Annotated in this window: 14 protein-coding genes and 1 other RNA gene; 10 read left to right on the top strand and 5 right to left on the bottom strand. The window is 54.2% G+C overall.

Annotation, left to right across the window (positions count from 1 at the left end):
• Positions 1–11: 11 nt before the first annotated feature.
• From ispD to QZ294_RS01185, 5 genes are all read right to left on the bottom strand, one after another.
• Positions 12–1,256 carry a 2-C-methyl-D-erythritol 4-phosphate cytidylyltransferase gene (ispD, locus tag QZ294_RS01205; RefSeq protein ID WP_297045521.1) on the bottom strand — a complete coding sequence of 415 codons (1,245 nt, stop codon included), beginning with the start codon at positions 1,254–1,256 and terminating at the stop codon, positions 12–14.
• A gap of 6 nt (positions 1,257–1,262) precedes the next feature.
• An RNA gene (rnpB, locus tag QZ294_RS01200) (RNase P RNA component class A) lies at positions 1,263–1,634 on the bottom strand.
• Positions 1,635–1,684: 50 nt separating this feature from the next.
• Positions 1,685–2,485, bottom strand: a complete 801-nt coding sequence (locus tag QZ294_RS01195) for a C4-type zinc ribbon domain-containing protein (protein WP_297045518.1) — start codon at positions 2,483–2,485, stop codon at positions 1,685–1,687.
• Between the two features lie 15 nt (positions 2,486–2,500).
• Positions 2,501–3,319 (bottom strand): Nif3-like dinuclear metal center hexameric protein, encoded by an 819-nt coding sequence (locus tag QZ294_RS01190; RefSeq protein ID WP_297045515.1) that lies wholly within the window; start codon positions 3,317–3,319, stop codon positions 2,501–2,503.
• 30 nt (positions 3,320–3,349) lie between these two features.
• Positions 3,350–4,156: a phosphoribosylformylglycinamidine synthase subunit PurQ gene (locus QZ294_RS01185; RefSeq protein ID WP_297045512.1), complete on the bottom strand. Its 807-nt coding sequence runs from the start codon at positions 4,154–4,156 to the stop codon at positions 3,350–3,352.
• A gap of 302 nt (positions 4,157–4,458) precedes the next feature.
• Here QZ294_RS01185 and QZ294_RS01180 point away from each other — a divergent pair, with 302 nt between their 5' ends.
• The 10 genes from QZ294_RS01180 to QZ294_RS01135 all read left to right on the top strand — a co-directional run bounded on the left by QZ294_RS01180 (position 4,459) and on the right by QZ294_RS01135 (position 15,596).
• Complete coding sequence (locus QZ294_RS01180) at positions 4,459–4,749, top strand: hypothetical protein (protein WP_297045510.1); 291 nt, start codon at positions 4,459–4,461, stop codon at positions 4,747–4,749.
• A gap of 162 nt (positions 4,750–4,911) precedes the next feature.
• The gene (locus QZ294_RS01175) at positions 4,912–5,784 is read left to right on the top strand and encodes a site-specific integrase (protein WP_297045506.1); all 873 of its coding nucleotides are present in this window, start codon (positions 4,912–4,914) and stop codon (positions 5,782–5,784) included.
• Between the two features lie 164 nt (positions 5,785–5,948).
• Complete coding sequence (locus QZ294_RS01170; protein WP_297045502.1) at positions 5,949–7,046, top strand: glycosyltransferase family 2 protein; 1,098 nt, start codon at positions 5,949–5,951, stop codon at positions 7,044–7,046.
• Between the two features lie 11 nt (positions 7,047–7,057).
• Entirely contained in the window at positions 7,058–8,125 is a 1,068-nt protein-coding gene (locus tag QZ294_RS01165) for a DegT/DnrJ/EryC1/StrS aminotransferase family protein (protein WP_297045499.1), read from the top strand.
• A gap of 66 nt (positions 8,126–8,191) precedes the next feature.
• Complete coding sequence (locus QZ294_RS01160; protein WP_297045496.1) at positions 8,192–8,920, top strand: bifunctional 2-polyprenyl-6-hydroxyphenol methylase/3-demethylubiquinol 3-O-methyltransferase UbiG; 729 nt, start codon at positions 8,192–8,194, stop codon at positions 8,918–8,920.
• Entirely contained in the window at positions 8,878–9,978 is a 1,101-nt protein-coding gene (locus QZ294_RS01155) for a radical SAM/SPASM domain-containing protein (protein WP_297045493.1), read from the top strand. Before QZ294_RS01160 ends, QZ294_RS01155 begins: the two co-directional genes overlap by 43 nt.
• Positions 9,979–10,029: 51 nt before the next feature.
• Positions 10,030–12,078 (top strand): glycosyltransferase, encoded by a 2,049-nt coding sequence (locus QZ294_RS01150; RefSeq protein ID WP_297045490.1) that lies wholly within the window; start codon positions 10,030–10,032, stop codon positions 12,076–12,078.
• 26 nt (positions 12,079–12,104) lie between these two features.
• Complete coding sequence (locus QZ294_RS01145; RefSeq protein ID WP_297045487.1) at positions 12,105–13,379, top strand: ATP-grasp domain-containing protein; 1,275 nt, start codon at positions 12,105–12,107, stop codon at positions 13,377–13,379.
• Positions 13,380–13,394: 15 nt separating this feature from the next.
• A complete protein-coding gene (locus tag QZ294_RS01140; protein ID WP_297045484.1) occupies positions 13,395–14,099 on the top strand; it encodes a WbqC family protein in 705 nt (234 codons plus the stop codon).
• 405 nt (positions 14,100–14,504) lie between these two features.
• Positions 14,505–15,596 carry a hypothetical protein gene (locus QZ294_RS01135; RefSeq protein ID WP_297045481.1) on the top strand — a complete coding sequence of 364 codons (1,092 nt, stop codon included), beginning with the start codon at positions 14,505–14,507 and terminating at the stop codon, positions 15,594–15,596.
• Positions 15,597–15,724: the final 128 nt, after the last annotated feature.

Raw genomic sequence — 15,724 nt, 5'->3', positions numbered from 1 at the left:
CCGCGGGACATTCAGGCCCCGGCGTTCCGGAGCGCACTCACCACGGCACAGGCCTTGATCCCTTCCCCCCGGCCGGTAAAGCCGAGTCCTTCCTCAGTGGTGGCCTTGAGGTTGACATGCTCCCTGGCAAGCCCCAGGAGCGTAGCCACATTGGCGCGGATCTCCGCGCGCCAGGGCGCAAGGCGCGGCTGTTGCGCCACGATGGTCAGATCCGCATGGCAGATGCGGACCCCCGCCCCGGTCGCCAGCTCCAGAACGCGATCCAGCAGGAGCGCCGAAGAAATGCCTTCCAGTGCCGGGTCACTGTCCGGGAAATGCTGCCCGATATCCCCCAGGGCCGCGCAGCCGAGGATGGCGTCCATGAGCGCATGCAACAGGACGTCCCCATCCGAATGGGCCAGCACGCCGGGCGCGCCGGGAATCTCCACGCCGCCCAGCCGGAGCGGCCGCCCGTTCCCGTACCGGTGCACATCATAGCCCAGCCCCGTGCAGGGAAGCGGAGCGGACGCCGGCGCGCGGAGCAGGGCAAGGTCTTCCGGTGTGGTGATCTTCACGTTGTCCGCCTCTCCGGGGATGATACGCACCGGATGCCCCATGGCTTCCATGAGGGCGGCATCGTCGGTCGCCCGCATGCCGTCCGCGCACGCCCGGGCATGTGCAGCGCGCAAAAGGGCGGCGTCAAAGCCCTGCGGCGTCTGCACCGCCCGCAGACACTCGCGCGCCGGTGTCCGAACGACCAGTTCCGGCGCGGCCGCATCGACCAGCTTGATGGTATCCTTCACCGGCAGCCCGGGGATCACCGCGGGGTAGCCATCCCCAAGCCCGGCACACACGCGGCGCACCAGCGCGGCCGTCAGAAAGGGCCGGGCCGCGTCATGGACAAGCACATGCCGGACCGCCGCGGGCACGGCGGCCAATCCCAGACGCACGGAATCCTGCCGCAACGGTCCGCCCGAAACCACGCACCAGGGAATGCCGGGATCATCGCGGGCCACAAGCCCGGCGAGGCGTTCCGCCTCCGCATGGCGGCAATCTTCGGGGAAGACAAAGACAATGCCGCCAACAACGGCGCTTTGGCTCAGCACCTGAGCCGAACGCCAGTAGAGGGGCGCCCCCTCCCAGAGCAGAAACTGCTTGGCGCCACCCTGAAGCGCTGCCGCGAGGCGGCTGCCGCTGCCGGCGGCCAGAAGGATGGCCCAGGGGAGTTCCTCCCCCGGGGTCCGGGACGGGCAACACTGGGCGGCGGTGAAAACCATAGAACGCACGGGAGCCGGACGATAAGCCGGGTTCTGTCCTGCGCGCAGGCGCAGTGACCGTCATTCCTCTAGGAGCGTGATCGCTCACGCCCTCAAGCAACCTACCCGGAAGGCATGGGCCGGGCCGGCCTCCTTCCCTATTTGGTCTTGCTCCGGACGGGGTATGCCGAGCATGCCGCGTCACCACGGCATCTGGTGGGCTCTTGCCCCACCGTTTCACCCTTACCACGCAAGGCGTGGCGGTTTGCTTTCTGTGGCGCTGTCCGAGGGTCGCCCCCCCTGGGTATTGCCCAGCGTCCTGCCCTGTGGAGCCCGGACTTTCCTCCCCGGGCGAAGCGCATGACGCTCTTCGCCCGCAGCGACGGTCTGTCCGCCTCCCGTGCGCGGCCCGATCTGTCCTGAAGGGCGTGGCCGCTGCGCCCTTCCCGCTACAAGGCCGGGACTTCGCCCGGAGTTTCGGTGGGGGACTCCTTCGCAGGCGCCGCGGCTGCGGGCTGCTCCCCTGCAAAGTGCTCGCACCAGAAAATCAGACGCTGACAGTTGGGACAGCTCAGGATCTGCTGACCACGCTGAAGATCGATGAACGCCTGCGGAGGCACCGCAATGTTGCAGCCGGAGCACACGCCCTCGCGCACGGCCACGATGACGGGATGCTCCAGACGCTTGCGGATGAACTCATAGCGCATGAACACGGGGCGCGGGATGGCCTTGCCCACGGTCACGCGTTTTTTGTTCAGGCTGTCGAGTTCCTCGCGGGCCTGCGCCAGCCTGGCGTCCAGACCGGCCCGGGCGGCATCAAGCTCGGCCTTCAGCGCGCCATGTTCCTGTTCGCACTCCGCAAGCGTGGTCTCCTGAAGCTGCAATTCCTCCAGAAGAGTAAGCTTTTCTTCCTCGCGGGTGCGGTTGATCTTTTCCATGCTGTCCATTTCGCGCATCATGGCATGATATTCGCGCGTATTTTCCACCTGCATGAGCTTGTTCTTGCTCTTCTTGATCCTGGCGGAATCGTCGTCGATCTCCAGCGAGAGACGTTTCTTCTGCTCCTGCAGATGGGAAAGCTTGTCCAGCACACGCGTCCGCCGCGCTTCCACAGCGGCAAAACGCCGCTCCAGGTCTTCCAACTGCCGGGGGGCGGCTTCCAGCTCCTGCCGCACGGCAAAAATTTCGTCGTCCACTTTCTGGAGTTCGACAAGTTGCTGAATCTGGTCCAGATACACGGCATCGCTCATGGCGTTCCTCCTCTCTCACAAAACCGGCGTTTGGGCGTCACCGAACGCGCAACGCGGGCGCAGGGGCGACGACGAAGCCACAAAAATGACCTCCACCCCGGCAAACATGGCCGCGAGCACCTGGCTCATGCGGCGCATCATTTCTTCTTCCAGGCTGTGGTGACCCACATCGAGCATGGCGATCCGGGTCTCCAGCGCGGTATGATACTTGACGTCTCCGGTAATGAAAAGCTGCGCCCCGGCGGCCAGCGCCTCGCGCCAGAGGGATGAGCCTGACCCGGTGCAGTAGGCAACGCGCGCCACCATCTCCGGTACGGGACCGCAGACGGTGCCCCCCGGAAACGCAAGCAGGCGCGAGAGCCGGGCATCCAGTTCCGCAAAGCCCACAGGCTCCGGGAGATCTCCCGCCAGGCCATAGCCGGAAGGAAGGGCATCGGGCCTGGCGGCGGGGGCCACGGTCTCGAGCACGGCGCGATTCCGGAGACGCAGCTCGTCCGCGAGCCACGCGGCCGGCCCGGAGGCATTGACATCCAGCGTGGTATGCGCCGCATAGAGGGGCACGTCCGCCCCGAGCAGAAGGCGCAATACCTCGTGGTAGGCATCCAGACGGCGCGGCAGGTCCGGCGCAAGCGAAAGCGGATGATGGCTCAGGATGCAGTCCGCGCCCGCACCAAGCGCCCGGCGCACGGAATCCGGCGTCGGGTCGAGACAGACGGCCAGGCGTGTGACCTCATCCCTGAAAGAGGCCACCTGAAGGCCCGACCTGTCCCAGGACGCGGCGGTCCCGGGCCTGGCGATGCCCTCTATGCCTGCAAAAAGTTCGGCGAGTTGCATGCGGCTCCTGAAACAGACGGCCGGACGCGTCTATTGCGCCCGAAGATGGCGCACGGCATTGACGAAAAGCAGGGTGCCCGGAGGGTCCAGCTCGCCACGCGTCCAGCCGGGGTGGTTGGTGACGTGATGAAATGCCTCGGGGTGCGGCATAAGCCCCAGAACATGCCCCGTGGGATCGGTAAGCCCGGCCACGGCCAGCGGGGAACCGTTGGGATTATACGGATACTCCTGAGTGGGCCTGTCGTCCTGGTCGGCATACTGCAACGCGATCAGGTTTTCTTCCGCAATGCGCTCCAGGCAGGCAGCATCACGGCAGACGAGCTTGCCTTCGCCATGACGCACCGGCATGGCAAGGGTGGAAAGGCCGCGCGTGAACACGCACGGGCTTTTCTGGTTGGGCACAAGCCGCACCCAACGGTCTTCAAACCGCGCGGAATCATTGTGCCCGAGCGAGGCCTGGCGTTCAAAGCGGGCGCCGCCCAGCGCGGGAAGCACGCCGAGCTTGACGAGGAGCTGGAACCCGTTGCAGATGCCGAGCACAAGGCCACCGGCGTCAAGAAATCCTCCAAGGCTCGTGAGCAACGGCGTCCCCGCCGCGTCCGCAAGACAGCGCCAGCGCATGGCGGCCGTCTGTGCCGCGCCCAGATCGTCCCCGTCAAGGAAGCCGCCGGGGAAAATAAGGAAATTATAGTCCGCAAGGCGGCATTCACCGGAAAGAAGCGCGGAGAAATGCACCACATCCGCCCTGTCCGAACCCGCCAGCCGCGCGGTGTGCGCGGTTTCAAGATGCGAATTGGTGCCGTAGCCGGTAATGACCAGGGTATTGACGGACGCCATGAGCTTCTCCTTGCCGCAGCATGCGCTGAAAAGAGGTGCAGTTTATCCGCCTCGTCCTGTCAAGTCAACGCGGGAACGAACACGGCGCCCGGAAACTGCGGCCATGCTGCGGAGACCAGCGGAAGCGGCATCGCCCTTTCCGTCTGCCGGCAAGCGGGATTCCCGATGCGCCGGAATGGGCACAGGCCAGGATCGATCTGTGCGGCAAGGCGCCACCGCCAACTGGCGAGGACCGTACAGGCACAGCCCGGCCTGTGCCAAAGGCCGAACGATGGCAAGCGGATGGAGTCCAGACGCAGGGCGTGTGGCACATCAGCGGCATGGCGCGGAAGAGTGGAACAGCAAATATCAGCCCCACATCGAAACCGATCCAAACGTTCACCAGGAATGCCGGACAGAACGCGCAGTTGAAAACACTGCCTCTGGGCGCCCGGCATTCCCTCGTCGGTACCGCTGCAACACCGCACCCCAAGGCGTGCTCGCTCCATGGCAAGTGGAACGGAGAAACAGGATATCCTGATGATAACCTGCTGGGAATAAAGGAGAAAACCTTCTATTCATTATCAGATGTACTGACAATTCCAATTGAATAGCTTGAATAAAATAATAATTAATTCAGAACATTAAAAACATGATCACTATGGGCATCCGCTCTGGAAAGGGAATGAGGAAAAAACTTGACATACGGATGGGGATGGACTAAGAAATCCACGTATTCATTATCAGTACATCTGACAGTTCAACTGGGAATATCCATGACGCCTTCGCAAAACGACGCCAGCCTCCTCACAGCCGCATGCCGGCACAGGCAAGGGCCGCCCTCGCTGGCGGAGTTCGTCAGCGCCGCATGGCTGCCGCACATCAGGACGCGCAAGGCGAGCTGGAAGCTGGACGAGAGCATTGCCAAAAATCACATCCTGCCTGTGTTCGGCCACAAATCCCTTGACGACATACTCGAGGCGGATGTGCAGCGCTGGCTCACAAAACTGGAACGGCAGAACTGCGCCCCCGCGACGCGGAACCGACGTTTCCATGTGCTCAAGGGCATTTTCGATCTGGCCGTGGAAAGGAGCCTGCTGACGGCAGCGCCCACCCGACAGATACGCTGTGCGCGAGTGGCAAAGACGCGCTGGCCTTCGCTGGACAGAGAGCATCTCGCTTTCCTGCTGGATGTTCTGAGCAGAAGCGGGAGGCGGGAAGCCAAGGCACTCGCCCTGCTCCTGCTCACGGGCGCGCGCAAGAGCGAGATTCTCACCGCCCGGTGGGAAAATCTTTTTCTGGAGGAAAATCTGCTGCTCGCGCCCCGAACGGGAGCGGCAACCTGGCGCAGGATATGGCTGTCGCCCGAGGCGGTGGAAATCTTCCGGGCCATTCCCCGGCAGGAGGGCTCCCCGTGGATCTTCCCGGGCAGGGACATGGCGAAGCCTGTCTCGGATATTTTTCTGTTCTGGAAAGAACTGCGCGCGGAACTGGGTCTGGAAGACCTGAGCATCCGCGACCTGCGCTATGTGTTCGCGGACTGGCAGTTGCGGTCCGGCATGAGCATGCCCACGCTCCAGCGCTGCATGGGCATCGCCGATGCGCGAAATCTGAATCCGCTGCTGGATGTGTCCGGGGGCAGCATATGAGCCGGTCCCTGCCCGGCTCTGTCGGCGTTATCCCGCGTTGTTCACTGTTTGCCCGCACGAGGGATGAGGCAGTGCGGGAGACGATCGCAGAGCATCCTGAAAGCCCTGATGCCCCTTCCCATTGTATAGCGGAAGATTTTCAACGGAACCTTTGCGCGGACTCGATGCCGCAACAGGAGGCCTGCGCCACACGCGCATCCGCTGTGCGGCCTGATTCCCCTTCGCCACAGGAAGGTGGGGAGCATGTCCGCGTCATCGCCACGATCCTCCAGTATGGAAACTGGCGCGACACAGCCCTGTGTGTGGAGTCCGTACTCGGGGGAGACCTCGTGCCGGACTGGATCGTCATTGTGGACAACGCCTCGCCCGATGACTCCGCCGAGAGCTTTCTGGCATGGGCGCGCGGCGAGCTGGAGCTTGCCCCTCCTGACTTCCTCCCTCTACGGTCATCGCCCAAGCCCCTGGCGTTGACGGTATTGCCGGAGCAGGCGGTGAACGACGCCGGCATGCCCGAAACGCGCTGCGTGTTCGTCCGCATGGCTCGCAACGGCGGCTACGCTGCCGGCAACAATGCCGGGCTTTCCCTCGGCCTGCGCTGGGGGGCTGACGCATTTCTTCTCCTCAACAACGACACCATGGTCACCGCCCCGGCCGTACGCGCCTTGAGAGACCGGCTGTTCGCCTGCACTCGTCCCGGCCTGTGCGGCGGTCTGCTGCGCTACTGCCATGAGGGGCGGCTGGTGCAGTGCCTGGCCGGCGGATGTACCGACCCGCGCACGGCCCTCTCCCGCATCACGGGTCAGGGCCTCACGCTGGAAGAGGCCCTGCGTGTGCCCCGCGACGAAGTGGAGGCGCGCATCAACTATGTCTGCGGCGCCTGCGTCATGGCAAGCAGACGATTCGTGGAAACGGTGGGGCTGCTGGACGAGGGCTATTTCCTCTACTGCGAGGAGCAGGACTGGGCCTACCGCGCTGGCGGCAGATTCGACCTGGCCTATGCGCCAGACGCCCTGGTCTGGCATCGCGAGGGTGCGAGTACAGGCTGGAACGGACGCGGAGCGATGCCGTTGCGTTCCCTGCTGCGACTGACTGTCAGCCGCCTGCGCTGCACATGGCGTCATCAACCCAAGTGGTTGCCCACCGTGTTGCTGGGCATTGTATTCGCCACCCTGCGGCTGACAATGAAAAGAGCGCTTGCGTGGATCGGCGGTTTTGGTGTCCATAAAAAGCAAATTATACATATAATAAATAATATCAGGTAGCAAAATAAGTAATGAAGAAAATATTTGTGACAAAGCCATATCTTCCACCTAAGGAAGAACTTAGCTACTATTATGATAAAATATATAATAGCGGCGTGCTTACGAATGATGGTCCATTAGCAAAAGAGCTTTCTGCAAAATTACAAAAAATCTGTGAAGTACAACATTTTAATTATGTCACAAATGGAACGATAGCGTTGCAGTTGGCATTGCGCGTGCTTGGTATAACAAGTGGCGAAGTCATAACAACACCTTTCACATATGTTGCCACAATTTCAAGCATTCTTTGGGAGCATTGCGTACCTGTTTTTGTCGATATCGAACCCGACAATTTTACAATAGATGCAAAAAAAATAGAAGAAGCAATTACAGAAGAAACAAAAGCTATCATGCCTGTCCATGTCTTTGGCTATGCCTGTGATGTTGATTCCATCTCATCAATAGCAAAGGAAAATAATCTTTATGTAATTTATGATGCCGCACACACATTTGGAGCGAGATACAAAGGGAAAGCATTATGTTCTTACGGTGATATTTCCACATTATCATTTCATGCAACGAAATTATTTCATACTATTGAGGGTGGCGCATGCCTGACAAACGATGACGCGCTTTCCTTCAAACTCGAATGGATGCGTAGATTTGGACACTGTGGCGATAATCATATGATGCTTGGGCTGAATGCGAAGCAAGATGAATTTAATGCAGCCATGGGATTAGCGAATTTGGCGCATATTGATTTTATTATACAATCCAGAAAACAAGCCTTCAATCGCTATATTGACAACCTCGGAAATAAATATAAACGCCCAAAAGTGCAAGACGATCTTGAGTATAATTATGCCTATTTTCCAATACTTTTTGATTCGGAGTCAGAGTTGGAACAGGCAATGAATAATTTTATCACACATGATATATATCCACGTCGTTATTTTTACCCTAGCTGCAATGAATTGCAATATTTAAAAAAGAAAAGCAAATGTAAAATCTCTGAAGATATTTCAAGACGTATTTTATGCCTTCCATTATGGTCAGGAATGTCAAATAGCATTATCGATATGGTATGCGAATTGTTATAAAATATAAAAATAATAATTCAAGATGCTGCATATACTACTCTCTCGTTCAACATGGCAGGGGTAATTATGAACACCATATTACAAAAAGCACATTATCAGAAGTATGAATATCAAAAAGTTGCTTACCTTGCCAAACACCGTCTCGCAGGGAAAAAAATTCTGGATGTCGGCTGTGGTACGGGAAAATATCTGAAGCTCTTCGCGCAGTACGCCTGCGCCGTCACTGGTGTCGACATGAATCCGCTGCAGGTGGAAAAACTGCGCTCTGACGGCTATGCGGCCTATCTTCCGCAGGAACTGCCGGATAATGAAACTTTTGATGTCGTCTTCATGTCGCACGTCATTGAACATTTGGATCCCTCCTCTCTGATACCGTTTTTGGAAAAATATCTTGGCATGCTGGCAGCAGACGGCAGACTGATCATCCTCTCGCCGGTGCTGGGCAAACGATTTTATTATGATTTCAGTCATATTCGTCCGTATTATCCTCAGAGTATCTGGATGCTGCTCGGGGATTGCATTTGTGCGGCTTCCTACAAATCTTCCATGCGGATAGCACTGGATGATATATATTTCTTCCATGATTCCATCAGGCTACGGAGTGGAGTTTGGGGAAGATACTACTATCCGTGCGTGGCGCAGCATGAACCATACTGGAAATATGCGCTCCTCTCCAGCGTGGTGAGCGCGTTCAATATGGCATTCTCGGCATTGCATTTGTTGAGCGGTGGACGATTGGGCGTGCAGGCGTCATGGATGGGTATATATCGAAAGACCAAGGATGTGCTGCGATGAAATTTTGCTCACGGCCCTTTGAATATCTCTATATCGATAATTACAAGGGAGATGTTTCCCTTTGTCCCTGGCTGAAATGGGATATACTTTGCGTAGGCAATGTATTTCAACAAGCATTTAATGAAATATGGAACGGAGAAAAGGCGCAAAAAATACGTGAGCATATCAGATCTGGCGATTACAGCATTTGCAGGCTGGATGGATGTCCATTTCTCCAGAACAATGATTTGCCTGAAAAATCAAGAGAATACGTCAATACATACCCCGTGGCTGATACGCCGAAAGTCATAAATCTGGCGTATGACTTCATGTGCAACCAATACTGTGAAACCTGTCGGGAGAAAAAATGGCAGCCCATCCTCCCCCGGTACAAAAATTACATGGAGAAAATCCATGAATCGATTTCACCTGTCCTGAACCGGGCGAAAAAAATCACCACTTCGGGGCATGGGGATCCCTTCGCTTCCCCGTATATGATGCGCGTCCTGCGCGATTTGAGACCCGCATCCGACGATATGCAACTGCTCATTGAAACAAATGGCGTGTACTGCGATAAAAAACACTGGGAGCAGATCCTTCACCTTAAAAATTGCAACATCGAACTTATTGTGACGATCAACAGTTTTGATAAATTTACCTACGACCATATTTCCCGTGGAGGAAATTTTTATAAACTAATGGAAAATTTAGCATATATAAAAACATTGCGTCGGTCGGACGTCGTGAACAGCTATGTTGCGTGCCTTGTCATTCAGGACAGAAATTTTCGGGAGATACCCGCTTTTATTACCCGTTGTTTCGATCAGTTCCATGTTGATAGAGTGATCCTAAAACCCGTTTATCAGTGGGGCACCATGCCGGATGATGTGTTCTGGTTCAAGGATGTGCTCAATCCCCTGCATCCGTACCACAAGGAATATCTGGAAATCCTGGATCACCCCGTCTTGCGCGATCCGCGCGTGTACAACTTTGGCGGCAGGACATTGCATCCGGCACGACAATTCCCCGGCGTGGAGTCCCAAAAGCCTGTTCGCGAAATCGCAGCATGCCGCGCGTGACCCAGCGCATACATGACATCAGGGGCAAGAGATATGAATGCCGGGGGGCATATGCGAGAACCGCTCTTGAGCGTTTTCATGCCGACGTACAATCACGGCAGGTTTATTTCCGAAGCGCTGGAAGGATGTCTGCAACAAAAAACGACCTTTCCGTTCCAGATTGTCGTTTGCGACGACTGCTCAACGGATACTACGCGTGAAATCATCGACAGCTATGCGGCGAAGCATACACAGATAGTGCGCTCCTACCAACCGCGCAACAGCAAGGGAGCAAACAATTTTCTCGATGGTCTGGCGAAGATATCAACCAAATACATCGCCTTCTGCGAAGGAGACGACTGTTGGACTGACCCGACAAAGCTGCAACAGCAGGTGGATTTTCTTGAAGCGAATCCTCTGTTTACGGTTTGCACCCACAAGGTCAAAATTCTCTACGACGAAGGCGTGCCGCACAATGCCGGAGAATATGTCTATAAAGATCTCGATTCCCCCAACGAGAGGATACGCAATGGCGTGTTCTTTCCCGATGAGGCAATCAACAACTACTATTTTCAGACATCCTCCTTCGTTTTCCGCTGGAAATTTCCCAATGGCCTGCCGGGGTGGTTTACAAAAGGAATGTGCTTTGACCACTTCCTGTTCCTTTTGCATGCAGCTGATGGCCTTATAAAATACTTTGATATGCCAATGAGCTGCTGGCGACACCACGAAAATGGCTATACATATTTGCAGAATATTGACAAGAATTTGTTTTTTGCAATCAAAAGCTTTGACTGGATATCGATTTATTCCAAAATCAACGCATTTTTTGATAACAGATTTGCCGCACAGATACGGGAACGCGTCCTGCTTTCCCATATCAATTCAATTGAATACTGTTTGAAATATGAAGATTATGACCAGTTACGCGACATCCTCACAAGAGAGGCCAGCTTTTTTAAACGCCGGCTGCAGCGCAACCATATCCTCCAGACCGCGTGGGACACGATATATCCCGAGGAAGGCCGGGAATTGCATCTTCCTTGGGAAACGCCGGCCACTTCCCGGGAAGAGGCGCCCAAGCCTATCGGCAGCTTCAAGGAATTTGCTCTGGATGCCGTGCCTGCGGTTCGTGACAGCGTGTTTTCCAAATGGGTGGGAACTGCGGAATACGCCTGTTTTGCCACGGTCAATCAGGCCATCATGGCATGGCTGTATGAACACGCCATCAATGATCTTTACCTTCCCAATTATTACGAGCCACTTGTAGATATCTTACGCTACAAATTACAAATTCGTCCGTATTATTATGAATGCAACTACAATTTAGAGCCAGATACTGCGCTAGCCAGCCGTATTCCGTCTGGCGCCGCTATCATTACCTGCGCCTATTTCGGCAAGCCCACATCAGTGCCCCTCCAGCGTGCACTTGCTCGCCGCAAGGATATTTTTTGGCTGGAGGACAGGCGGCATGTTTTGTGGACAGGGCAACCTCGGCGCGCCCCCTGGGCCGTTTACGACCCTACGGAAACGCTGGGCGTGCCTGATGGCGGCATCCTCGTGGGTCCGGGAGCGGCAGCATGTACCCGACACCTTTCCCCAGGCACGGATGACGTCTTTGGCACGGCCCTGTTGCAACGCGTCGAGAAATATGAAGGATACCCCTTCGGCATTCCGCAACGCACAGCCTTCCAGCAAAACCGGGCGCAGGCGCCGCTGCCCAACAGGCCGTGCAGCAGGACCACCCTCGCCATGCTCAGGCGCATCCCCCTGAGGACCCTGAAAGCCCGCATCAGGCAGAACTATGCCATCCTCCGCGAACGCCTCCCGGAACTGGCGTATTGGGCAACTGTGGGGGATTTCATCCCGTTCGCCTTTCCGGCGCTCTTTCCCAATACGAAATTTCCACGCGTGGATTGCAAAATCGCTCTGGCTGTCCTGGCGCAAAAGGGCATCCATTGCTCCCGCAAATGGAATCCAATTTTAGAAAGCATCTTTTCAGATTCTGGCGCGCTCGAACTGTCGCAAAATCTTCTTCTGCTTCCGTGCGACTACCGATATGGCGATGAAGACATGCATCGCATTGCCGATACTATCGAATCGGAACTTGAGAAGTTCTGACGCTCCATAACGAATGGGTCTCCACCGTGCAAAAAAAGATACACGTCCTCATATTCCCCGCTGGCGAAACAAACGCCGTTGAACTGCATGATGCTCTTGCGACATGCGTCAATGTTGAGGTTTTCGGTGCATCCTCAGTGGAACGGCATGGTTCCTACATCTTCAGGAACTACCTGTCGGGCCTGCCGTATATCACGGATGCCGATTTTCTCACCGCCTTCAATGCTCTGTGCGTTGCCCATGACATAGACCTTGTCCTGCCGACGCACGATACCGTGGCGCTTTACCTTGCGGAAAACAGCGACAGGCTGCACGCGCGAGTCCTCCCGAACGATGCGCGTACGGCCCGCATCTGCAGAGATAAAAAGCTCACCTATGAAACGTTTGCGGACACGGATTTTGTGCCGGAAATGCGCGACTCTGCAGCCAGCGCATTCCCCGTTTTCGTCAAGCCGCGCATGGGCCAGGGAGCGGTTGGCGCCTACAAGGCGGAACACCCTGGGCAGTTGCCCGAAAACGCCCGGGACTATGTGATTTCTGAATATCTGCCGGGGGAGGAATATACCGTCGATTGCCTGACCGACAGACACGGGCGGCTGTGCGTCATTTCGCCCCGATCCCGGGGACGCGTGATGGCGGGCATCTCCGTGGCAGGAAAAACGGAATGCCTTACGCCCGAGATCGAGCACATCGCCCACGCGATCAACAGCCGACTTTCCTTTCTGGGGCTATGGTGGTTCCAAATCAAGAGGGATGCCCGGGGCTGCTGGAAATTGCTGGAAATTTCCGCACGGTGCGCGGGAACGATGGGACTCACACGCGCCACAGGCGTCAATTTGCCCTTGTTGAGCGTCTATGCAGCCACAGGTCGTGACATTTCCGTCAGCCCGAATCCGTACCGGGTCACCATGGATAGTACGCTGATCCGCAGATACAGGATAGATTACAAGTATACGACAGTTTATTTCGACTTTGACGACACTCTTGTCATCAATGAATCCGTCAATATAAAAATGCTATGCTTTCTTTACCAGTGTAAAAATAATGGAAAAGAATGTATTCTTCTGAGCAAGCATGAGAATGATATTTTATCAAGTCTTTCAAAATATTGTATAGATAAGAATATTTTTTCAAAAATTATTTCTATAGACCATAATGAGGAAAAATATACATATATTCTGCGCGATAATTCTATCTTTATAGATAATTCGTGGCATGAACGGCAAAGCGTTGCAACGCATACCGGAATTCCTGTTTTTGATGTAGATGGTGTAGATGCTCTTTTGGATTGGCGAAGCTAGCTGAGGTCTATAACAATGAAAAAAATAGCTGTAATGCAACCATATTTATTTCCATATATAGGATATTGGCAACTCATTGCATCCGTTGATTGTTTTGTGTTTTATGATGACGCTAATTATATTAACAAAGGTTGGATAAACAGAAATAGAATTTTATTACATGGAGAACCATATAAATTCATACTTCCCCTCAGTCATGCTTCGCAAAATAAAAAAATTAATGAAATTTTTGTCTGTCCTAATTTTTTAACTCGAAAAAAACTTTTGAAAACGATAACGATTGCATATAAAAATACAGAAAACTATAAAAGAATATTTCATATTATTGAAAAAACAATAATGTCAGACGGAAAAATATCAGATATTATATATAATTCGACACAAGAATTATGCGAATATTTGGGAATCAAAACAAAATTTTATTTGTCCTCGAACTTACAGTATAAAAAATCTGATTCAGACTCAGCACAAGAGAAAATTATTAAAATTGTCCATACTCTTGGAGGAGATGTATACATCAACCCAATTGGAGGACAACACCTCTATTCAAAGAAGTTTTTCCTTGAAAATAACATTTCTTTATTTTTTATAAACTCTAATATAAATCAATACAAGCAAAAAGCAGATGTGTTTTATTCTAATTTATCTATTATAGATATTCTAATGTTTAATAGCGAGGAAAACATACATAAAATGCTTAACCAATATGAGCTTCAATAAATTAGTCATATTAATATACAAAAACAGAAATTAAATACTGGAGAATATTTTATGAAAATCCTTCTATATTCAGTTCATGATTATGCCACTATTGGCATCCGCATGCTAGGCTCCTACTTACGTAAGCATGGACAAGAGGTACGATTGTGCTTTCTGGGCAGCGAACTATACATGTCGATGGGCTTCCCGCGATGCCGCTGGACGAAATCCTTGAGAGGCAGGAGGGGCCGCCCATTTTCATCTGCGTACGCAACCCGCGCAACCTCTGGCATATAAATTAAAGTATCTCTGCCCAGTCTGTCCGCGGGACAGAATCATTGGCTTCGGCGTATGAGCAATCTTTACGATCGTCATGGCTTGCCATGGCCTGAGAAGCAGGACACAAACGGTGAAAGGGGCACCATCATGTTCACGGATACCGACGGATATCTGGTCTCGCACGATACGTTGGCCGGTATCTGCCTGTGGAAGATGCAGCATGTTCCGGAAAAGACGCTGTTCGTCCATGACGGAAGCAAACATCTCCTCGGGTTCCTGTCTGCGGATGCGTTCCCCCCTTTTTCGAGTACGTTGGCGTCCGCGACCGCAGGGGATCTTTGCCGCAGAGATGTCCATTCAGCGCTCGCAGGGGAGAACGCATATATGGCGGCGCGGGACATCATGGCGCGCTGGCCTTCGGTAAAAATCGTACCGGTACTTGACGCGGAAGGCTGCGTGATCGGCGTGCTTCGGCGATGGCAGTGCTATTTTAAGGATTCCTATTTTACGGCAATCCGCACGACACAGGAAACGGATTTGCCGTATCCGCCCTATGCCGTGACCATATGGCGGGCTGCGGAAGTTGCCCGCAGCATCGGCGTGTCATCGTTTTCTGTTTGCGAATTCGGTGTCGCCGCCGGTGACGGACTTTGTGCGTGCGAACTGCTGGCGAGGGAAATCGGCCATATCTTCGACCTGGAGATCAAAGTATTCGGCTCTGATGGTGGTCAGGGCCTCCCCGCGCCGCAGGATTGGCGCGACTGTCCCCAATGCTGGGATAAAGGTCTTTTCCCCATGGATGTGTCAGCGCTGCGTCAGCGCCTTGCCTCCGCCACAGTGGTGCTTGGCCCGCTGGAGGAGACTCTGCCGGTATTTTTTGCGACGTACGCCCCACCTCCCGTGGGAGTCATGCTGGTGGATGTGGATTACTATTCCTCAACAGTCCCGGTATTGTCTCTGCTTGAGGAAAACGCGGAATCCTTCCTTCCGCTTGTCAACATGTACTTCGATGATGTGGGGGGAGATATTGGCTTCCAAGGAGAGGCGCTCGCCATTCATGAATTCAATACGCGTCACGAGTTACGCAAAATATCTCCCGAACTGGAATCGTTCGGAGAGTATAATTTTCACGGGCGCAGGTATGGATTTTCAAAATTGAAAACCTGCCTTCTCTTTGACCACAGCTCGTTTACTGCTGCTGCATTCGCTCAAAAAATTCTCCATTTCGCATGGAGATAGCGCAATTCTGCATGCCCTCATGCATGTCAGAACTGCACAAATTTTTATGGAGGTTTTTGAAATGGCTAAGACTCACACGCTATCTCCCTTTCCCTATTAGGAAAAACAGAGTATTCATAATAAATTTC

It is taken from the genome of uncultured Desulfovibrio sp. (assembly GCF_910584445.1).
Classification (GTDB): Bacteria; Desulfobacterota; Desulfovibrionia; order Desulfovibrionales; family Desulfovibrionaceae; genus Desulfovibrio.
The sequence above is the reverse complement of the archived record's forward strand: the minus strand, read 5'-3'. Positions and strand labels throughout refer to the sequence as shown.

What these genes read in the sequence shown, in the direction of transcription:
- QZ294_RS01195 (WP_297045518.1), bottom strand. Translation starts at nt 2,485, where the DNA reads ATGAGCGATGCCGTGTATCTGGACCAGATTCAGCAACTTGTCGAACTC.
- QZ294_RS01170 (WP_297045502.1), top strand. Translation starts at nt 5,949, where the DNA reads ATGCCGCAACAGGAGGCCTGCGCCACACGCGCATCCGCTGTGCGGCCT.
- QZ294_RS01155 (WP_297045493.1), top strand. Translation starts at nt 8,878, where the DNA reads ATGGATGGGTATATATCGAAAGACCAAGGATGTGCTGCGATGAAATTT.
- ispD (WP_297045521.1), bottom strand. Translation starts at nt 1,256, where the DNA reads ATGGTTTTCACCGCCGCCCAGTGTTGCCCGTCCCGGACCCCGGGGGAG.
- QZ294_RS01150 (WP_297045490.1), top strand. Translation starts at nt 10,030, where the DNA reads ATGCGAGAACCGCTCTTGAGCGTTTTCATGCCGACGTACAATCACGGC.
- QZ294_RS01135 (WP_297045481.1), top strand. Translation starts at nt 14,505, where the DNA reads ATGTTCACGGATACCGACGGATATCTGGTCTCGCACGATACGTTGGCC.
- QZ294_RS01140 (WP_297045484.1), top strand. Translation starts at nt 13,395, where the DNA reads ATGAAAAAAATAGCTGTAATGCAACCATATTTATTTCCATATATAGGA.
- QZ294_RS01185 (WP_297045512.1), bottom strand. Translation starts at nt 4,156, where the DNA reads ATGGCGTCCGTCAATACCCTGGTCATTACCGGCTACGGCACCAATTCG.
- QZ294_RS01160 (WP_297045496.1), top strand. Translation starts at nt 8,192, where the DNA reads ATGAACACCATATTACAAAAAGCACATTATCAGAAGTATGAATATCAA.
- QZ294_RS01165 (WP_297045499.1), top strand. Translation starts at nt 7,058, where the DNA reads ATGAAGAAAATATTTGTGACAAAGCCATATCTTCCACCTAAGGAAGAA.
- QZ294_RS01175 (WP_297045506.1), top strand. Translation starts at nt 4,912, where the DNA reads ATGACGCCTTCGCAAAACGACGCCAGCCTCCTCACAGCCGCATGCCGG.
- QZ294_RS01190 (WP_297045515.1), bottom strand. Translation starts at nt 3,319, where the DNA reads ATGCAACTCGCCGAACTTTTTGCAGGCATAGAGGGCATCGCCAGGCCC.